2 protein-coding genes and 1 pseudogene are annotated in these 2,356 nt (G+C 66.2%); 2 read left to right on the top strand and 1 reads right to left on the bottom strand.

Annotated features, from left to right (window positions below):
• Positions 1 to 65: 65 nt before the first annotated feature.
• Positions 66 to 1,256: an AAA family ATPase gene (locus AC1D15_RS27620; protein ID WP_465111232.1), complete on the top strand. Its 1,191-nt coding sequence runs from the start codon at positions 66 to 68 to the stop codon at positions 1,254 to 1,256.
• Complete coding sequence (locus tag AC1D15_RS27615; RefSeq protein WP_477828519.1) at positions 1,249 to 1,953, top strand: hypothetical protein; 705 nt, start codon at positions 1,249 to 1,251, stop codon at positions 1,951 to 1,953. Before AC1D15_RS27620 ends, AC1D15_RS27615 begins: the two co-directional genes overlap by 8 nt.
• Here the strand turns inward: AC1D15_RS27615 and AC1D15_RS27610 are convergent.
• Positions 1,954 to 2,356 (bottom strand): annotated as a pseudogene (locus AC1D15_RS27610) (Y-family DNA polymerase); the annotation flags it as partial.

Below are 2,356 nucleotides of genomic sequence, written 5' to 3'. Positions count from 1 at the left end.
CAGCAACCTGTTGAAGCTGGCGCTGAAGCCGAAGTGATACGCCGGAGTGAACCTGGAGTACAGCCGTGATCAAGACGATCAAGATAAACGGATTCAAGTCCATTCATGACCTCGGCGACAGCGGTCTCGAACTGGGGACCGTCAACTGCTTCATCGGCGCGAACGGGGTCGGCAAGAGCAACATCCTGGAGGCCATCGGTGTCCTCGGTGCGGCCGCGAACGGGACGGTGGATGACGAGGCCTTGTTGCGGCGCGGGGTTCGTGCCGGGCTGCCGCGGCTCTACAAGAGTTCATTTCGCGGCACGCCGGCGCAGCCGCACATCGGCATCGAAGCCGTGTCGGACCAGGGCGCGATGTACCGCGTGTCGCTGCTGAATCCGCTGGAGTCTCCCGAGCCGGCCTGGACGTTCAAGACCGAGCGACTGGAGCAAGACGGGGAAGTCATCGTTTCCGACGGCGTGCGCAACAAGCGCAACCTCAATCCCAAATCGGGGTTGGCGGCACTTCGAATGGTGGACCTGGAGCCTGCCGGGGCCGCAGCTGGTCTGCTTGCCGAGCTTCAGCAGTACGCCATCTACTGCCCGAATACGCCAACGCTGCGAGGGATGGCACCTGATCAACAGACCCGCGAGCCGGTTGGCCTGTCGGGGGGGCGCCTCGCGGAAGCCATCGACGACCTGAGGCAATCGGCACTGGCGGACGAATCCGGGCTGCTGGACGATCTGTTGGGCATGCTGGACTGGGCTTCCGACGTGAGCACCACGCGCAGCACGCAGACATTGCTGTCGCCCTCGGTGCCACGAGCACAGACGGTACTGAAGTTCACCGACCGCTACATGGCTGCAAGCCGCAATGAACTGACAGCCTACGACGCCAGCGAAGGGGCGCTGTATGTCTTGTACTGCGCCGCGTTGTGTCTGGCAGAGCGRGGACCGTCCGTGCTCGCCATCGACAACCTGGATCAGGCGCTGAACCCGCGACTCGTCAAGGCCCTGGTGCAGCGGCTGCACGGCTGGCTGACTCGGCGAGGGTCGCCGCCGCGGCAGCTCTTGTTCACCGCGCACAACCCTGCAGTGCTGGATGGCCTGGATCTCTCCAACGAGAACGTCCGCTTGTTCGCGGTGGGCCGCAACAACCTGGGGCATACCAGCGTGCATCGCATCGAGATGACGCCCGAGCTGGCTGCGCTGAACCAGCAATATCCGCTGTCGCGGCTGTGGCCTATGGGACACCTCGGGGCGGTGCCGGATGTCTGACCTGCGCATCGCGTTGGTGGCGGAAGGCTCGCTGACCGAAAGAGAAATCCTGAAGGCAGCACTGCAGGCCGTTCTGAGTCCGCGCACATTCGAGCTGGTTCAGTTGCAGCCTGAATCGACCCTGCCCAAGCTGGGTGGTGGGTGGGGCGGTGTGCTGAAGTGGTGCAAGGACGTGGCAACTCGACACGCTGGCCCGTTGAACACCGATCCGACATTGAAGAGTTTCGATGCGGTGGTGTTGCACCTGGACGCCGATGTCGCCGGTTTTTCATATGCCGATATGGGGATGGCACCGGCCGACATTGAAGCGCACGGTTGGAAGCCACTGCCTTGCGACAACCCCTGCCCGCCTGCGGCCGCCGCGGCGAGCGCGCTGCATGCCGTGCTGCTGAGCTGGCTCCATCCCGCACAGCCGGGGCTGAACGGCATCGTGTGCCTGCCGGCGATGAGCACCGATGCGTGGGTTGCCGCAGCGACCTTGCCGGCTGGTCATGCGTTGCTGGAGGCAGTCGAATGCCGGGTAGACATCGGGGCACGTCTTCGGCAATTGCCACTCGCGTACCGCTTCCGCAAATCGCGTCCGGATGTGCTGCGTGCAGCGCCGCAGGTCACGGCGAATTGGGCGCAGGTGGCGGAACGCTGCTCGCGAGCGAGACAGTTCGCGAACGACACACTCACGGTCCTCGGCGTTCATTGATCACCCGAAGCGCCCCTGCAGGAACCACCCCTCCCCCTCCGACTGCGCCGACAGCGGCAGCCGCGCGCGGTAGATCCACACCAGCGCGCCATCGGGCAGCTGCGCGATGAAGTAGTCGCGCTCGACCGCGTCGCCATCCCACCAGCCGGCCTCGATGCGTTCCGGCCCGGCCAGCAACTGCAGCAGGTGGCCGTCGAGCATCGGCTGCGACTGCTTCTGCGGCAAGGGCATCGCCAGCGGCAGCAGCCACACCGGCCGCGCCTGGGCGCCAGGCCTGGGCAGTTCGGCGCGGCGCGACGATGGCGGGCCGTCGAGCGCCGCCGCGCACACCCGGCTGGCGCGCTCCGGGCGGTGGTCCTGCACCGGCAGCACGCGCTGCACCCGCTCGCGGCCGAGCCGCGCC

The organism is Rhizobacter sp. P2_H2 (assembly GCF_056403375.1).
This window is presented reverse-complemented; position numbering and strand designations above follow the sequence as displayed.

What these genes read in the sequence shown, in the direction of transcription:
- AC1D15_RS27615 (WP_477828519.1), top strand. Translation starts at nt 1,249, where the DNA reads ATGTCTGACCTGCGCATCGCGTTGGTGGCGGAAGGCTCGCTGACCGAA.